13 protein-coding genes are annotated in these 15,998 nt (G+C 62.6%); 4 read left to right on the top strand and 9 right to left on the bottom strand.

Annotated elements, in window-relative coordinates:
* Positions 1-159 precede the first annotated feature (159 nt).
* Both AB7828_RS05150 and mfd read left to right on the top strand, forming a co-directional pair.
* Complete coding sequence (locus tag AB7828_RS05150; RefSeq protein ID WP_089264393.1) at positions 160-450, top strand: FAD assembly factor SdhE; 291 nt, start codon at positions 160-162, stop codon at positions 448-450.
* Complete coding sequence (gene mfd / locus AB7828_RS05155; protein ID WP_441229572.1) at positions 447-3,965, top strand: transcription-repair coupling factor; 3,519 nt, start codon at positions 447-449, stop codon at positions 3,963-3,965. The genes AB7828_RS05150 and mfd overlap by 4 nt, the downstream gene beginning before the upstream one ends.
* A 199-nt stretch (positions 3,966-4,164) precedes the next feature.
* Here mfd and AB7828_RS05160 read toward each other — a convergent pair whose 3' ends face one another.
* The 4 genes from AB7828_RS05160 to AB7828_RS05175 all read right to left on the bottom strand — a co-directional run bounded on the left by AB7828_RS05160 (position 4,165) and on the right by AB7828_RS05175 (position 9,354).
* Positions 4,165-4,557, bottom strand: coding sequence for a PRC-barrel domain-containing protein (locus AB7828_RS05160; RefSeq protein ID WP_093758623.1), 393 nt, complete (start codon positions 4,555-4,557; stop codon positions 4,165-4,167).
* A 73-nt stretch (positions 4,558-4,630) separates the two neighbouring features.
* Positions 4,631-5,866, bottom strand: coding sequence for a GGDEF domain-containing protein (locus tag AB7828_RS05165; RefSeq protein WP_441229573.1), 1,236 nt, complete (start codon positions 5,864-5,866; stop codon positions 4,631-4,633).
* A 106-nt stretch (positions 5,867-5,972) separates the two neighbouring features.
* Positions 5,973-7,481, bottom strand: a complete 1,509-nt coding sequence (locus AB7828_RS05170) for an AMP-binding protein (protein WP_441229574.1) — start codon at positions 7,479-7,481, stop codon at positions 5,973-5,975.
* A 4-nt stretch (positions 7,482-7,485) separates the two neighbouring features.
* On the bottom strand, positions 7,486-9,354 hold the full coding sequence (locus tag AB7828_RS05175) for an extracellular solute-binding protein (protein WP_441229575.1): 1,869 nt from the start codon (positions 9,352-9,354) through the stop codon (positions 7,486-7,488).
* Positions 9,355-9,579: 225 nt separating this feature from the next.
* Here AB7828_RS05175 and AB7828_RS05180 point away from each other — a divergent pair, with 225 nt between their 5' ends.
* Positions 9,580-10,404: an invasion associated locus B family protein gene (locus AB7828_RS05180; protein ID WP_439063834.1), complete on the top strand. Its 825-nt coding sequence runs from the start codon at positions 9,580-9,582 to the stop codon at positions 10,402-10,404.
* Positions 10,405-10,589: 185 nt separating this feature from the next.
* On the opposite strand, the gene hspQ is transcribed toward AB7828_RS05180, so the two are convergent.
* Positions 10,590-10,922, bottom strand: a complete 333-nt coding sequence (gene hspQ / locus AB7828_RS05185; protein WP_089264388.1) for a heat shock protein HspQ — start codon at positions 10,920-10,922, stop codon at positions 10,590-10,592.
* A gap of 121 nt (positions 10,923-11,043) precedes the next feature.
* On the opposite strand from hspQ, the gene AB7828_RS05190 reads away from it, so the two are divergent.
* Positions 11,044-11,997 (top strand): AEC family transporter, encoded by a 954-nt coding sequence (locus AB7828_RS05190; protein WP_441229576.1) that lies wholly within the window; start codon positions 11,044-11,046, stop codon positions 11,995-11,997.
* A 52-nt stretch (positions 11,998-12,049) separates the two neighbouring features.
* Here AB7828_RS05190 and AB7828_RS05195 read toward each other — a convergent pair whose 3' ends face one another.
* The 4 genes from AB7828_RS05195 to AB7828_RS05210 all read right to left on the bottom strand — a co-directional run bounded on the left by AB7828_RS05195 (position 12,050) and on the right by AB7828_RS05210 (position 15,987).
* Positions 12,050-12,955, bottom strand: a complete 906-nt coding sequence (locus tag AB7828_RS05195; protein ID WP_309948926.1) for a LysR substrate-binding domain-containing protein — start codon at positions 12,953-12,955, stop codon at positions 12,050-12,052.
* 116 nt (positions 12,956-13,071) lie between these two features.
* A complete protein-coding gene (locus tag AB7828_RS05200; RefSeq protein ID WP_441229577.1) occupies positions 13,072-14,220 on the bottom strand; it encodes an ABC transporter substrate-binding protein in 1,149 nt (382 codons plus the stop codon).
* A gap of 46 nt (positions 14,221-14,266) precedes the next feature.
* Positions 14,267-15,247 carry a PDR/VanB family oxidoreductase gene (locus AB7828_RS05205; RefSeq protein ID WP_309948930.1) on the bottom strand — a complete coding sequence of 327 codons (981 nt, stop codon included), beginning with the start codon at positions 15,245-15,247 and terminating at the stop codon, positions 14,267-14,269.
* A 17-nt stretch (positions 15,248-15,264) separates the two neighbouring features.
* Positions 15,265-15,987, bottom strand: a complete 723-nt coding sequence (locus AB7828_RS05210) for a hypothetical protein (protein ID WP_309949062.1) — start codon at positions 15,985-15,987, stop codon at positions 15,265-15,267.
* Between the last annotated feature and the right edge of the window lie 11 nt (positions 15,988-15,998).

Below are 15,998 nucleotides of genomic sequence, written 5' to 3' on the forward strand. Positions count from 1 at the left end.
AGCACGGCGAGAGAGCTACGGTATTTGCGAGACTTGGATGCATTTCAAGGCGAAAGCAATGCGTTATGAGGTGCTGACAGGGGCGGAAGCGGAGGCTATATGAGCCTGCCCGGCACGTCCGGGCTTTCTGCGTTTGCGGGCTTTGGGCGGGATGGACAGATGACGGGAACGACACGATCGAGCAACGGCCTGGATGACCGCCGCAAGCGGCTGCTGTTCCGCTGTTGGCACCGCGGCACGCGCGAGATGGATCTCATTCTGGGCCGCTTTGCGGATGCCGAGATCGGCATTCTGGCGGACCTCGAACTCAAGCAGCTCGAAGACCTGATCGGCCTCGAAGACCCCGAGCTTTATCCGGCCTTCGTCGGCGATACCCAACTGGACGAGCAGTACCGCACGCCGCTGTTCGAGCGCATCAAGCTGTTCCGGAATCTGGACAAGCCTCTATGAAATCCCCCGTTGCCTCGCCGGCCGCGCAGCTTGCGCCCGGCCGTGCGCTGACCTTTGCCAATGTCGCCGAGGGTGCTGAAGGCCTGATCGTTGCCGATCTGGCACGCGCCGTTGCGGCCAAGCCGAAGCCGCCGGCGGTGAGCCTCACCGTGATCTGCCGTGACGGGCCGCGGATGCAGCAGCTCGCGCGCGCGCTGGAATTCTTCGCGCCGGATTTGCCGGTGCTGCAATTCCCGGCCTGGGACTGCCAGCCTTACGACCGCGTCTCGCCCCATGGCGGCATTCTCGCGCATCGCATGACCACGCTGGCGCGGCTGTCGCGCCTCACCGGAAGCGACAAGCCGATGATCGTGCTGACCACGGTCAACGCCGTGGTCCAGCGCGTGCCGGCCCGCGAGATCGTGGCGGCGCAGGCGCTGTCGGTCGCGCCCGGCCATGTGGTGCCGATGGACTCCATCGTCGCCTGGCTCGAACACAACGGCTACACCCGCTCCGGTACGGTGCGGGAGCCCGGCGAATATGCCGTGCGCGGCGGCATCCTCGATCTGTTTCCGGCGGGCCTCGACCAGCCCGTGCGGTTCGACTTCTTCGGCGACAGTCTGGAATCGATCCGGGCCTTCGATGCCGAGACGCAACGCACGCTGATGGATATGCGCGCGCTGGATCTGGTGCCGGTGTCTGAATTCCAGCTCATCACCGAAACCATCCGCCGCTTCCGCATGGGCTATGTCGCGCAGTTCGGCGCGCCGGAACGCGACGACCAGCTCTATGAAGCGGTCAGCGAAGGCCGCCGTCATCCCGGCATGGAGCACTGGCTGCCGCTGTTCCAGGACCGGATGGACACGCTGTTCGATTATCTGCCGGGCACGCCGGTTGCCATCGAGCCGCAGGGCGAAGATGCAGCGACCGAACGCTTCAAGCAGATCGGCGATTATTACGAGGCGCGCCGCGAAGCCATGGGCATCCCCGGCGGCGGCGCGATCTACAAGCCGCTGCCGCCGGACCGGCTCTATCTGACCGACAGCGAATGGCACAAGCGGCTGGAAGATCTCGCAATGGCGCGGTTGTCGCCGTTTGCCGTGCCGGACGGCACGCCGGGCGTGGTCGACGCGGGCGCACGGGCAGGCCGCAATTTCGCGCCGGAGCGGGCCGACGCCAATGTGAACGTGTTCGAGCGTGTGGTCGCCCATATCCAGGCGCTGCAGGCGGAGCGCAAGAAGGTCGTTGTCGCGCTGTGGAGCGAAGGCTCGCGCGACCGCATGGCCAGCATGCTGAAGGACCACAAGCTGCTCAACCAGCAGATGGTGAATTCCTGGCGCGCGGTGCAGGCGACGCCGCGCAATGAGACCATGCTGGCTGTGGTCGGCATGGAATCCGGTTTCGAGACCGACCAGATCGCCGTCATCAGCGAACAGGACATCCTCGGCGACCGTCTAGTGCGGCCGCGCAAGGCGAGTCGCAAGCTCGACAACTTCATCTCGGAAGTGACGAGCCTTGCCGCCGGCGACATCGTCGTTCACGTGGAGCACGGTATCGGCCGTTTCGTCGGGCTGCAGACGCTGCAGGTCGGCGGCGCACCGCATGATTGCCTCGAATTGCGCTATGCCAACGAGACCAAGCTGTTTCTCCCCGTCGAGAATATCGAGCTGCTGTCGCGCTATGGCTCCGACGCGGCCAATGTCGAGCTCGACAAGCTCGGCGGCTCCGGCTGGCAGGCGCGCAAGGCCAAGCTCAAGAACCGCATCCAGGAAATTGCCGGCGAACTCATCAAGATCGCCGCCGAGCGGCATCTGCGTGAGACCGAGCGGATCGTCGTCCCGCGCGAGCAGTATGACGAATTCTGCGCGCGCTTCCCCTATGAGGAAACCGAGGACCAGCAGACCGCGATCAACGCCGCGCTGCATGATCTCGAACATGGCAAGCCGATGGATCGCCTGATCTGCGGCGATGTCGGCTTCGGCAAAACGGAAGTGGCCATGCGCGCCACCTTTGCCGTCGCCATGGAAGGCAAGCAGGTCGCCGTCGTGGTGCCGACCACGCTCCTGGCGCGCCAGCACGCGAAGAACTTCACCGAGCGCTTCAAGGGCTTTCCGGTGAATGTCGCGCAGGCCTCGCGGCTGGTAGCGCCGAAAGAACTGACGGCGACCAAGAAGGGCCTTGCGGACGGCTCTATCGACATCGTCGTCGGCACGCATGCGCTGCTCGGCAAGTCGATCAAGTTCAAGGACCTCGGTCTCGTCGTGGTCGACGAGGAGCAGCACTTTGGCGTGACGCATAAGGAGCGGCTGAAGCAGCTCCGCGCCAATGTCCATGTGCTGACGCTGTCCGCGACGCCGATCCCGCGCACGCTGCAACTCGCACTCACCGGCGTGCGCGATCTGTCGATCATCGCTTCGGCACCGGTCGATCGTCTCGCCGTGCGCACTTTCGTGGCGCCGCATGATCCCTTGATGATCCGCGAGGCGCTGCTGCGTGAGCGCTATCGCGGCGGGCAGGCATTCTATGTGGTGCCGCGGATCGACGACCTCGCCGAGGTGAAGGACTTCCTCGACAAGCATGTGCCGGAGATGAAGGTCGCCGTGGCCCATGGCCAGATGGCACCGACGGTCATCGAGGACATCATGTCGGCGTTCTATGACGGCAAATACGATATCCTGCTGTCCACGACGATCGTAGAGTCGGGTCTCGATATTCCGAACGCCAACACGCTGATCATCCACCGCGCCGACATGTTTGGTCTCGCGCAGCTCTATCAGCTCCGTGGCCGTGTCGGCCGCTCCAAGCTGCGCGCCTATGCGCTGTTCACGCTGCCGTCGACGCACAAGATCACCGGGCAGGCGGAACGCCGTTTGAAGGTGCTGCAGTCGCTGGAGAACCTCGGCGCCGGCTTCCAGCTCGCCTCGCACGATCTGGATATCCGCGGCGCCGGCAATCTCCTGGGCGAAGAACAGTCCGGCCATATCAAGGAAGTCGGCTTCGAGCTCTACCAGTCGATGCTGGAAGAGGCGATCCTCGCGCTCAAGTCAGGTATCTCCGAGCCGATCGCCGACAGGTGGTCGCCGACTATAACGCTCGGCATGCCGGTGATGATCCCCGACGATTTCGTCGCCGATCTTGCGGTCCGCCTGTCGCTGTATCGCCGGCTGGCCGATCTCGAAACCGACGATGAGATTGCAGCCTTCGCGGCCGAACTGCGCGACCGTTTCGGCGTGCTGCCGGATGAGGTGCGCTATCTGTTCAAGATCGCGGCCATCAAGGCGTATTGCCGCCGCGCCAATGTCGAGAAGGTCGATGCCGGTCCGAAGGGCGTTGTCATCTCGTTCCGCGACAACTCGTTCGCGCAGCCGGACAGGCTGGTATTCTTCATCAAGCAGTATGGCCAGGCCGCGAAGGTGCGCCCGGACATGAAGGTGGTGTTCCTGCAGGATTGGGGAACACCGGAAGAACGTCTCGAAGGCGCAACAGAAATCCTGCGCGCGCTGGCGGGGCTCGCGGAGAGCAAGAAGGCGGCGTAGGCGCTTTCGCTCCGTCCTCATCCTGAGGAGCAGCGCCGATGGCGCTGCGTCTCGAAGGATGGCTGCGAAGTCAGCGCCGAACACGCATCCTTCGAGACACCGCCAAAGTGCGGCTCCTCAGGATGAGGACAGAGCATGCCGCAAAACAAGACAGCCGACGGCATTGCTGCCGACGGCCGTTCGTTGAACTAAGCGACGCTTACTTCGGATACTTGAATTCCGGAGCGGCCTTCAGGGCCTCCTTGGTGGTGTTCATCGACGCCACCCACTTGTTGTCCTTGTTCAGGCTCACCTTCACCGAAGCCGGCGAGACTGCGACGTAGTGTTCGCCCATGCCCAGGAAGCCGCCGACCGACAGGATCAGCGCGTCGACCTGATTGTTCTTGATTGCGAGATCGCTGATCTCGCCGATCGTCTCATCCTTCTGGTTGGTGATGTTCAGGCCCTTGAGCTTGGACGAGAACATCTCCTCCTTGGAAACGGTCGAGAATTTTGCCTCGGCGGGTGCAGCGCCCGTCGTGACTGTCGACTGCGCCAGAACCGGCGTGGCGAGAAGGGCGAGGGAAGCGGTGATCAGTGCAAGCTTTTTCATTATCGTTGTCTCCATTGCAGATGCACCTACAATGCGACGTTCGATACTTCGTTCCTGATTTTATTTCTGGAACTTATGACGCTGCGCGCTGCGCGTCCTCGCCATGCAGGCGCGCCAGCAGCGACTTCGCGGTATCCGTTGGCTCCATCGTGATCACCGTGACGTGGGGATCGTTGCGCGCATCGCGCTTGGGTCCGTGCATGGTGTGCTTCATCACGCTGGAGAGGCGCCTGGCGATCATATGGGCGTTGCGCTGGTCGGTTTCGGCGAAGGCGACCACGATGGAGCCGTCACTCTGCAGCGTGCCGAAGTCCATCCGCCGCATCAGCCGGCTGATGATCCGTGCAGCATCGCGCTGCGCGCGCAACGGGATATTGTCGAATGAGAACCGGGCCATCGACAATCCGCCGCCGCGGGTTTGCGTGTGATAGACGGCGGTTGCGATATCGCGTTCGAAGGCTGCTGTCGTCAGCAGGCCGGTGGCAGGATCGAGCAGCCCGTCGGATTCGATCGATTTCAAGGTGCGGCCGAGACGCGCCTCGAAGGCGTGTTGGCGCAGCAGCGGCAGCGCCGTGGCCGCGACGGTGTCGGCGTCTCCGGCGACCATTTCGAGATTGGCAAGATCGTAGCTCGGCGTCAGGCCGGGCACGGTGACGACAACGGGCAGATTGCGGAAGCGTGCGTCCTCGGTGAGGACAGTGAGAAACGCGTCAACGACGCGTGTGCTGAAGCCTTCGCCGATGACGATGCCGTCGAGGTCGCGCGCATTGAGATGCTTGGCGGCAGCCTCGATGCTGAGCGCGCCGACCACGCCGACGCGTTCGCCGAGCGCAACCGACAGCGCGGCATAACCACCGCCGCGGCCGACCAGCATCACCGTCGCATCGTCCAGCGGGTCCGACTGCAGGGACATGCGATGCAGGTTTTCGGCGGTCAGGCGTCGCATGACCGTGGCGTGCAGCGTGCGCACACGCAGCGCGTTGCGTAGCCGCGCGCTGAGCCGGTCGAAATTGCCGTCGGTCTGCGTGAGCGGGATCGCATGGCCCGGCAAGTCCGTGGCGGGATCGATCGCGATCAGCGGCACATAAGGCTGCTTGGCGCCGAGGCGCTTCGCCAACGCCTGGAAGGTCGGCATGTCGTCAGCGGAAGCCGACACCACGACGGCGGCCGGCTGTACCCGGGCCACCGCATCCAGCGCCTCGGCCCATGTCGCATCGACCACCGGGAAGATGTTGCTCTCCGCCAGGGCTGTCGCAAACGCGGCCGGCTGCTGGTTGGAGACGGCGACGATCGTGGCCTGGTCGGACATGCTTGACTGCTACCTCTGACGCGAAACTGATCGCGGCAGGCTAGCCCGACGTCCTTAATGCAGAGTCAATGAGATCGCTCGCATTTTCAGGACCGCGTTTGCTGACTCAGTCGGTCGCGGCGCGGTCGCGGAAGGCTTCGACCATCAGCGGATTGAGGCCGAGTTCCGTCAGAGCGTCGCGGGCGCGGCCGTTATTGCTGGCGCGGCCGGCGAGGCGGTAGCCGCTGAGCCGATCGGGCAGCGCGGTCAGCATCGCGTTCTCGCCGAGCCGCTTGGCCCATTCGTTGAGGTCCTGCGCCAGGAAGCGATAGCCGCCGACGGCCATGATGCCCGAGGGTGGCGCAGTGATGTTGATCGCGCCCGTCGCGCGGTCGAGCCGGGCCATATAGCCGGTATCGACATAATCGAGCGGCTGGGCGGGGATCAGCGCGTTGCTGGCGTCGGCCTGGGCCGTATAGGCCAGCACCGGTACCATCGGGCCGCGGAGGCCCAGCGTGCCCCTGGGCGTCAGCGTGATATCGCCGGCAATGGAGGAGCCTTGCTGGGCGCGCGGCGCGCCGTGCGGGCCGGGCATAATGGCGACGGGCAAGCCGTCGTCGCCGCGAATGGCGCCGAACAGACCGGCTTCGCCGAACAGATAGACGTCGGTGAACGATGCCTGCGAGCCCGGCCATGCAGGCGAAGCCGCGACCTGTTCAGGCGCGCGCCAGAGGCCGAGCACGTAGCGCAGCACGGGCGAACGATCCAGCAATCCGCCTTCGGCGAGGCGCTGCGCCAGCGGCGCGGGCGCCACCAGCACGTCGCAGGCATTGGCAGCGATGCTACGTTCCAGCACCGCATTGTCGAACGGATGATGCAAAGCGAGCACGCCGCCAGACAGCAGCCAGGTCACCAGCGACGAGGCGATGCTGGCGAAAGACGATGGCACCATCGCCGACATGATCGTGGCGCCCTGTGGCATCCCGCTTTCCAGGAACACAGCAAGGCCGCCGGAGATCAGGTTGAGATGGGTGCGCGGCACCGCGCGGAAGCCATCGGACGTGACATCGAAGGAGACGATAGCCGCGCGGCGGGCATCCTGCGCGACGGGTGCGGGCTCCACGAACTCGCCGGATAGCACGGCGTCGAGCGGGGTCATGCCTTCCGGCAGGTCGCTGCCGAAGCCGCCGACATAGCGGATCGAGAAGGCTTCAGCCGCAGCGTTCATGATCAGGTCGGCATGGCTGACGCCATCGATCTTGCTCGACGTCACCAGCGCCCGCGCGCTGCAGCGATTCAGGGCCATGGTCAGGTCGGCCTGGCGCCAGAGCTGTGGAAGCAGCGCGACGACGAGGCCGGCGCGATGCGCAGCCAGCACGGTTAGCACGAATTCGACGGTGTTCGGCAATTGGACGGCGATGACCGAATTGGCGGGGAGGCCGGCCTCCATGAAATGCGCCGTCAGCGCCGAGATCGCGCGGTCGGCATCCGCAAAGGTCAGCCGTTGCGGTTCCGTTGCGGTGACGCGCATCTTGTCGGCGGGATCGACCAGCGCCAGCGCCTGCGGCTGCCGGCTGAGGATGCGGCGAAACAGACCGTCGAGGGTGGGCGAGGCATTCGGCGTGGGTGATGTCACGGTGTCACTTCCGGTTCGGCGGCGAAGCTGGCAGCGTTCTGGCCCACCAGGTCTCCGGCAAATAGCCTGAGAGAGCGATGGTCGAAGGTCGTTCTATCCGATTCCATCGCGCAATCCATTGCTCGCCGACATAGTAGAGCGGGATAGCGTAGAAACCGGCGATCAGCGCGCGGTCCATGGCGCGGACGGCATCGACGAAGGGACCGTGGTCGCGGGCCTCCAGCATGGCGGAGATCATGGCGTCGACCGCGGGATTCTTCGCGCCCATATAGTTGCGGGTGCCGGGATTGTCGGCGGCTTCCGAGCCCCAGTAGAACGACTGCTCGTTGCCCGGCGACAGCGACTGGTCCCAGCGGTTCTGGATCATGTCGAATTCGAAATTGATGCGGCGCTGGTCGAACTGCACGGCATCGATGGAGCGGATATTGGCAATGATGCCGGCGCGCTTGAGATCGCGTGCATAGGCCAGCGCGATGCGTTCCTGATCGCGGGTGGTGACGAGGATCTCGAAGGCGAGGGGCGCTTTGTCCGATTGCCGCCGCAGCACGTTGTTATCGAGCACGTAGCCCGCATCCTTCAGCAGTGCCAGCGCAGTGCGCAGCGCGGGACGGTCACGGCCCGAGCCATCGCTGACCGGCAGGCGGTAGCTGCCATCGAGAATGTTGGCGGCTATATTTGAGGCGTAGGGCTGCAGCAGTGTCCGTTCGCGATCATCCGCGGCGCGCATATAGGCGGAGAGATCCGAGCCCGCGAAGAAGCCGGCCGAGCGGGCATAGAGGCCGAAGAAATAGGTGCGGTTGATCCATTCGAAATCGAACAGCAGCGTCAGCGCCTGACGTACGCGAATATCCGCGAACATTGGCCGCCGCGTGTTGAACACCAGAAATTCCGACGGCTTCGGCAGGCCGGTCTTGATGCTGTCGCGGATCACCTCGCCGGACGAGGCGGCAGGGAATGTGTAGCCGTCGTGCCAGCGCAGCGGTTCGTTCTCGACGCGGAAGTCGTAGAGGCCGCGCTTGAAGGCTTCGAAATGGGTATTGGCCTCGCGATAGTAATCGAGGCGGATCTCGTCGAAATTCCACAGCCCGCGATTGATCGGCAGATCGCGGCCCCAATAGGCGGGATTTTGGGTGAGGGTCACCGCCGCACCGGGCTTCACACCCGTCACCGTATAGGGCCCGGAGCCCAGCGGCGGCGCCATCGAGGTTTCCTCGAACGTGTCGGGATTGACGGCGTGTTTCGGCAGCACCGGCATCAGGCCGAGGATCAGCGGCAATTCGCGATCCGCCTGGCCGCCGAAGTCGAAGCGCACCGTGCGCTCATCCAGCGCTTCGGCCTTGGCCACTTTGGAATAATACTGCCGGTGATTGGGCCGGCCCTTGTCGCGCAGCAATTGCCAGGAGAACAGCACGTCTGCAGCTAGGACGGGCTTGCCATCGGAGAATCTGGCCTGGGGATTGATCCGGAAAGTGACGAAGCTTCTCGCGTCATCAGTCTCGACGCTCTCGGCGAGCAGGCCGTAAAGCGTGAAGGCCTCATCCTGGCCGCGGGCCATCAGGCTTTCGATGACATAGCCGCGCATCTGCGGCACCGCGATGCCCCGGACGATGAAGGGATTGAGGCTGTCGAAGGTGCCGAGAACGCCCTGCACCATGCGGCCGCCTTTCGGCGCGTCGGGATTGGCATAGGGCATCTGCCTGAACTCGGGTGGCAGGGCCGGGGCGCCGTGCATGGCGATCGCGTGGCTGGGATCGGCCTGTGCGGAATCGGCCACTGGGGCGGCTAGAGCTGCCCAGCAGGCCAGCGCCGCGATCACCTTAGACAGGGTCGAGAGACCCTGTGCATCTGTGCGATTTGATTCGGTTGATTTCACAGAGGAACTTTACCATGGCTGCCCACCCCGAACCTGTGCCATGCATCAAATAGGGCTGGCGCCATTGATCTTTTCGTCGGCCGCTGTATTGAAAGCGGACAATTGACGAGGACGGCGCGGCCTGTCACGTAACGGCCTTAATTGGCACCGAGACACCCGCCAACGGGTGACTGTCAGCGCCGCCTCCGGGATATGAGCGCCTCCGTTCAGAAAGGGTTTTCCGAAATGAATTTCCGTCTCTTGGCTGCGTCGGTTCTGCCGCGCGGGCGGGGCTTCGCGCTTCTGGCGGCGACGGCCTTGACCGCCACGATGATCGCTCCGGTTGCGTATGCGCAGGCTCCTGCGCCTGCTGCGCCGCCGGCCGCGGCGCCGAAGGCTGCTGCGCCTGCGCCCAAGGCCGCGCCGAAAGCTGCACCGAAGGCTGCTGCTCCGGCTGCTCCCGCCGCCCAGGCGCCGGCCGCAGGCGCGCCGCCGGCCGATCAGCAGGTTCAGCTGATCTACGCGCCCTGGACCAAGTTCTGCCTCAAGGGCCAGGACGCCAACGCGAAGCAGGTCTGCTTCACCGGCAAGGACGGCCGCATCGAGTCGGGCCAGCCCGTCATCGCCGCCGTCATCATCGAGCCGGAAGGCGAACCGAAGAAGATCCTGCGCGTGACGCTGCCGCTCGGCATGCAGCTCGTGCACGGCACCCGCGTGATCGTGGACAGCAATGCCCCGGCGCAGAGCCCCTATGTGATCTGCTTCGCCAATGGCTGTATGTCGGATTACGAAGTCACTCCGGAGCTCCTGGCCAATCTGAAGAAGGGCCAGAACCTGATCGTGCAGGCGATCAACTCCAACGGCGCACCGCTGACGCTGCCGCTGCCGCTGGCCGAATTCGCCAAGGCCTATGACGGTCCGCCGACCGATCCGAAGGTGTTCGAAGAAACCCAGAAGAAGCTGCAGGAAGAGCTGCAGAAGCGCGCAGCGGAAGCCCGCGCCAAGCTCGAAGCCCAGCAGCCGGCAGCTGGTGCAGCACCGGCGGCCCCGGCCAATCCGGCCGCGAAGTAAGCTGGTTCAACAGACAAACGAAAAGGCGCTCAGAAATGAGCGCCTTTTTTGTTGGGTTGAGGTGTTGACCCATCCACGTCATTGCGAGCGCAGCGAAGCAATTCAGCAAGCCAAAAGCTGGATTGCTTCGTCGCAAGTGCTCCTCGCAATAACGGACGAGGGAGAGGCGTGAAACGTTAAGCGGGCTAATTCAGCGACGGATTGCGTGGCCGGTAGCTGCCGGACTTGTCCTTGATGAAGATCTCGGCGACCTGGGAGTGCCGGATCGGCTCGCCGGATTCATCGGGAAGCAGGTTCTGCTCGGAGACATAAGCGACGTATTCCGACTCAGAATTCTCGGCCAGCAGGTGGTAAAATGGCTGGTCCTTGTTCGGACGGACGTCTTCGGGGATCGACAGCCACCATTCTTCGGTGTTGTTGAATTCCGGATCGATGTCGAACACCACCCCCCGGAACGAAAAGATCCGGTGGCGGACGATCTGTCCAATCTGGAATTTGGCGGTCCGCGCTTTAATCATTCTGGTCGAATAGACCAGGATTGTGGCCGATGCTAGAGGCAAACGACGGAATTAAGACAGCCGGAAGCCGCTCCCCGCTATCCCGCCCGCCGGGCCAAGAACCAAGAAAAACACGCTCGACATGATGGACGTCCTCAATCTTGCACTGCCGTATTTCGGGCTGATCTTCATCGGCTTCGCCTGCGGCAAGGTGAAGAACCTGCCCGAAACGGGCCTCGCCTGGATGAATTTCTTCCTCCTTTATGTATCGCTGCCGGCGCTGTTCTTCCGGATCATGGCGAAGACGCCGTTCGAGGAACTCAACAATCTGCCCTTCGTGATCGGGACGACGTTGGCGACCGCGACGGCGTTCTTCCTGTCGGTCGGCACCGGTAAATTCCTGGGCCGGCTGACCATGCGCGAGGCCGGGATGGCCGGGCTCGCCGGCGGCTACGGCAATATCGGCTATATGGGACCGGGGCTCGCGCTGGCGGTGCTCGGGCCGAAAGCGGCCGTGCCAACCGCACTAGTGTTCTGTTTCGACAGCATCTTCCTGTTCTCGATCGCGCCGCTGATGATGGCACTGACCTCAGGCGACAAGCGCCCGCTGCTGCCGACCATCGGCATCGTCGTCAAGCACATCGTGCTGCATCCGCTGATCGTCGCAGCCTATCTCGGCGCCTTCGTCGCGGCGTTTCACATCCAGATGCCGGTCGCGGTCGACGGCATGTTGCTGTTCCTGCAGAATTCTGCTGCGCCCGTTGCACTATTCGCGCTCGGTGTGACGGTTGCCTTGCGGCCGCTGGGGCGCGTGCCGTGGGAGGTGCCTGGCCTGATCTTCATCAAGCTGCTCATCCATCCGCTAATCGTGTTCGGCCTGATGTTGCTGCTCGGGCCGTTCCCGCCGGTATGGGCCGCGACGGCCGTGCTGCTCGCTTCCTTGCCGCCGGCGCTGAACGTGTTCGTGATCGCGCGGCAGTACGATAGCTGGATCGAACCGGCTTCTGTCGCGGTGCTGCTCGGCACGTTCGTGTCCGTGCTGACGCTGACGTCGGTGATGTATTTCCTGAAGACCGGCCAGATCGCGTTTCCTTGAGCTGAAACTGGTTGATGTTAGCGCAGCCCGTCTGTGTGCTTTGCGCCAATCCCTATTTCACTTGACGCGCGAGCCCGACCAGCCAGCGGTGAAAGTCACGGGCTCCCGGCCTATCGAAGACGGCATTCTGCCAGGCCAATGCGTAAGGCGATGGCAATGTCAGTCGGTGATGAAATGGCGTGACGAGGCGGCCAGCCTTCACGTCTTCCAAAATCATCGACTGCTGCGCCAGCGCGATGCCCCGTCCGTCGATAGCCGCTTCGATTGCCAGGCTGGATAGCGAAAAAACGAACGCGTCATCGAGTTGTCCGCAACTCACACCAGCTTGACCGAACCACCCTTGCCAAGTCGGTGGCGGCTCGAAAATAGGCTTCCAGTCGATGCTCAGCAAACGGTAAGCCAGCAAATCCGCTGGATGTTCCAGTCGCAGACCCGATTGCAACAATGACGGGCTACAGACCGGGACAAGACTGTCAGTGAACAGGGGAACGGCGTTATCGAAGTGCCGGACCTTATCAAGATAGGAAATCCGGAAGTCCACGTGCCCCGCGTCGACGGCCGACTCCGTGATTGCGACTTCCAGATGGATGCTGATCTGCGAGCGCATCTGCTGCAGTTCGAACAACCGTGGCGTCAACCACTTGCTTGCGAACAAGGGTAGCGCGCTCACCACCAGACCGCTCGAACGGTGCGCGGCCAGTGCATCACCATGCGCGCTCCGCAGGCCGTGCAGCCCGCTGGAGATAGCGACGTGATAAGACCGTCCGAAGTCGGTGAGCTTCAGTCCCGTCGCCTTGCGGGAAATCAACCGCAACCCCAGCGCGCCCTCCAACAGCTTGATCTGTTGACTGATCGCACCGGGAGAAACGGCCAGCTCGGTGGCGGCGGCTTTCATGCTCAGGAGGCGACCGACCGCTTCGAAAACAATCAGGGAGCGAATCGGCGGCAGACGTTCCATGGACAATCTCGACGCCGACCTCGGCCTTGAATCTCCTTATCATAGTTCCAGATTGTGGTTTAGCTTTTCTAACGTTGCCCAGGCGGGGCAGGACCAGATGCCCACCCAGTCCCGGTTCAAGGCGCCATCACCACCTTACCATCGACGATCTTGACAAAGTAGATCGCCGGATTGCTCTGGCCGCTCTCACTGCCGGCTGGCCCGGATTTGGCAAAACGGACGGGGCCGTTGAGAGCGGGCACGTCGATTGCCCACATCGCGTCGCGGATGGCGGCAGGCTCGGCCACGCCGGACTTGCGAATTGCGGCTGCAATGACGTTGATGCCGTCATAGCCGCGGAAGCTTTCGGTCAGGCCTGCAGGCGGAAACCCCTTGCGCGCCCAAGCGTCGATGAACGTCTTCGATCGTTCCGGAAATGCCGTCGCATCGGGAACCCAGGGCGTGAAGAACAGCAGATGCGTCGAGTTATTCGCGGCGACACCTGCCTGGGCGATTAACTGGTCTGGATTTTGGGAGCCGCCGGTGGTGATTACCTGCCGATCCAGATTAAGCGCCTTGATCTGCTTCAGGACGAGTGTCAATTGATCGACCGCTGTTGTGACGATCAGGGTTTCCGCATCGGAACTTTTGATCTTCGAGAGTTGCGCACTCAGATCCTGTGCTGTCTGATCCATCAGTTCGGTCAAGCCGACCTGGATTCCGTTCTCCTTGAACATCTTGGTGAAGTCCGCTGCCGTGCTGCGTCCCCAATCGTTGTTGATGATCAAGAAATCAGCCTTCTTGATCTTGAAATGATCGAGATGTTTCTGGAAACCGCGCGCTTCCAGCGCGGCGGGCGCCGAAATCCTGAAAATATACGGATTGCCACTTTCCGTAATCTTATTGGCGCCCGACGTTTCCACCAGCATAGGCACCTTGTAGTCCATGATCACGGGCATGGCGGCAAGCGTCAAGCTGGACCCCCATGCTCCCAGCATTACGGGCACCTTGTCACGCGTAATCAGCTTTTCAGCGACACCGGCCGCTTCTGTCGGGTTGCTCTTATTATCTTCGATGATCAGCTTGAGCGGCATTCCCAACACGCCGCCAGATGCATTGATTTCCTCAACCGCAATTTTTGCGCCGTTCATCACATAGGTGCCGGACGCCGCAAACGCCCCCGTCAATGGCAAATTGACGCCAATCAAGATGTCCGCTGCGAGCGCAGATAGCGAGGATCCGAATAAAAGACTGGCGGCCAGGGCTGCGCGGACGAAGGCATTCATTTGACCTGTCTCCTGTTGATTGGCAGTCGGTGGATAGAGACGCGTGTTACAGTTCGAGTACCAGACGCAGGGTCTTCGAACGTGAGACGCATGGAAGAATCATCTTGCCCGCTTCGCGCTGCGCGTCGTCGAGCAGGTCATCGCGGTGTTCGGGCGTCCCGTCGAGAACGGTCAACAGGCATGTTCCGCATATGCCAGCCCGGCAGGAGTTCGTGATGCAATAGCCGGCATCTTCCAGTGCGCCGAGCAGGCTCTGGTCGGGAGATACGCACACCACCCGACCGGAACGCGCCAATTCCACTTCGAATGCACCGCTGTCGGCGCACGCTTCCAGGTACTTCGGCGCAAAACGCTCACGATGTAGCGCTGCAGGCGGCCAACTAGCACAGAAGCTTTCAACCGCATCGATCAGCTGGCCGGGTCCGCAGCAATAGACCTTCGTTCCGGGCTCTGGCCGGCCCAAAAATTTTGCCAGGTCGATGGGGCCCAATTCGTCAAATGGAATAAGATGAATTTCGCCATCTTCATAAGTCGCGATTGCGTTCAGCAATGCCATCGACCGCAATGAGCGACCACCGTAGACAAGCGTCCAGCGCCGGCATTTCCGCGAGACCTCGGCGATCATCGGCAAGATCGGCGTGATGCCGATGCCGCCCGCGATGAACAGATAGGCGTCGCTTTCGACAAGTGGAAAATTGTTGCGAGGGCCAGCAACGACGAGTTCATCGCCCGCAACGAGATGCTCGTGTACATAGGCCGATCCGCCACGCCCCACAGGCTCTTTTTGGACCACGATTGTCCAGCTTTGGCGGTCGTCGCGACATCCACAAAGCGAGTATTGCCGCATCAGACCATTAGGCAATATCAGGTCTATATGTGCGCCCGGTGTCCAGTGCGGCAACAGCGCCTGGTCCACGGCCCCCAACCGGACCAGGAGCGTCCCTTCACTCTCCCGATCGATGCTCAGCACGTGCAACCGAAATGGCTGCGCGCTGCCGGATCGTTCATCCGCGAGCGTCACCATCATTGGCGCGTCCGCGGGCATCAAAGCGTCGCAGATGCTGATGCCCTGGACCGGGCGGCCATGGACGCTGCAACCACCTCGGGCGTGAATGACTTCCAGGCAATATCGCGCATTCCGCGCATCGCGCTCAGGATTTCGTCGCGATCCTCATCCGTCTTTGCGTAGGTCGACAGAATTTGACGACCGAGACTGGTATGGAATTTTTCGTCGATCTCGATCTGTTTGTAGATCTTGACCACCTCGGTATAGCCGTGGCGTTCCGCACCAACGAAGGTGGGCTCGAAGCTTCCCGATGCTGACGTCTCCGAGGCATACCACGCGGCAATTCCCGCCAGGTGATGGCGGTCCATGCATTGCCAGAGGTGATTGCTCCATGCGACCGCCGCGGACGGGACCGATGTGGGTACCGTGCCCCCCAACGATTCAACCGCACGACCGACAGCCTCGTAGTGCTCGGCCTCCTGAAACGACTGCTTGGCAAGCAGCGTGATGTGACGACGTTCGAACCCCAATCCGTAACGACGGATCTGCTCGTTCAGAAGAAAAACGTAGTCAATCTCGCGCCATGCGCGAGTTTCCAACCAAGTCGCCAGCGCCGCTGGATCTGGATTTTTATGAAACGCGTCAAAGAACTTCTGAGTCGCTTCCTGCGCCATGTCAGCGACGGTCACCAGAATCTCATCGACCTCGGCCCGGATCGGATCCAATCCATTGCCGCCGCGCACCTTGTTCACATCGAGCATCACGATACGTC

This window comes from Tardiphaga sp. 215_C5_N2_1, from assembly GCF_052076055.1.
GTDB lineage: Bacteria > Pseudomonadota > Alphaproteobacteria > Rhizobiales > Xanthobacteraceae > Tardiphaga > Tardiphaga robiniae.

Bases quoted from the DNA above. Each gene is read 5' to 3' on its own strand.
- AB7828_RS05180 (WP_439063834.1), top strand. From the start codon at position 9,580: ATGAATTTCCGTCTCTTGGCTGCGTCGGTTCTGCCGCGCGGGCGGGGC.
- AB7828_RS05200 (WP_441229577.1), bottom strand. From the start codon at position 14,220: ATGAATGCCTTCGTCCGCGCAGCCCTGGCCGCCAGTCTTTTATTCGGA.
- AB7828_RS05150 (WP_089264393.1), top strand. From the start codon at position 160: ATGACGGGAACGACACGATCGAGCAACGGCCTGGATGACCGCCGCAAG.
- AB7828_RS05195 (WP_309948926.1), bottom strand. From the start codon at position 12,955: ATGGAACGTCTGCCGCCGATTCGCTCCCTGATTGTTTTCGAAGCGGTC.
- AB7828_RS05210 (WP_309949062.1), bottom strand. From the start codon at position 15,987: ATGCTCGATGTGAACAAGGTGCGCGGCGGCAATGGATTGGATCCGATC.
- hspQ (WP_089264388.1), bottom strand. From the start codon at position 10,922: ATGATTAAAGCGCGGACCGCCAAATTCCAGATTGGACAGATCGTCCGC.
- AB7828_RS05165 (WP_441229573.1), bottom strand. From the start codon at position 5,866: ATGTCCGACCAGGCCACGATCGTCGCCGTCTCCAACCAGCAGCCGGCC.
- AB7828_RS05190 (WP_441229576.1), top strand. From the start codon at position 11,044: ATGATGGACGTCCTCAATCTTGCACTGCCGTATTTCGGGCTGATCTTC.
- AB7828_RS05205 (WP_309948930.1), bottom strand. From the start codon at position 15,247: ATGATGGTGACGCTCGCGGATGAACGATCCGGCAGCGCGCAGCCATTT.
- AB7828_RS05160 (WP_093758623.1), bottom strand. From the start codon at position 4,557: ATGAAAAAGCTTGCACTGATCACCGCTTCCCTCGCCCTTCTCGCCACG.
- mfd (WP_441229572.1), top strand. From the start codon at position 447: ATGAAATCCCCCGTTGCCTCGCCGGCCGCGCAGCTTGCGCCCGGCCGT.